The following is a 303-nucleotide window of genomic DNA, read 5'->3' on the forward strand; positions in this document are numbered from 1 at the left end:
ACCTCTTCGCCCACCTGGCTGCCGCGGGCTTCCAACTGGCCCTTCTCAATCCGGTGCGCACCCGGCGGTTTGCCGCCGAGGACCTGGCGCGCACCAAGACGGACAGCATCGACGCCTTGGGCATCGCTCGCTTCGCCCAGCAGAAGCGCCCTCATGCCACTGCGCTGCCTGCGGCCGCCACCGAGGAGTTGCGCGAGTTGGTGCGGCTGCGCGAGCGACTGGTGCAGGATTTCGGCGACCGGGTGCGCCAGTTGCACCGGCTGGTGGACCTGGGCTTCCCCGAATTCACCCGCCACGTGAAGG

At 69.3% G+C, this 303-nt stretch carries 1 protein-coding gene; it reads left to right on the forward strand.

What is annotated here, in order from left to right; all coding sequences use genetic code 11:
• Nucleotides 1–303, forward strand: a 303-nt coding sequence (locus U8525_RS34585) for a transposase (protein ID WP_374270990.1), incomplete at both ends; no start/stop codon positions are given.

Origin of the sequence: Corallococcus sp. RDP092CA (assembly GCF_041903675.1) — a bacterium.
Taxonomy (GTDB): Bacteria; Myxococcota; Myxococcia; order Myxococcales; family Myxococcaceae; genus Corallococcus.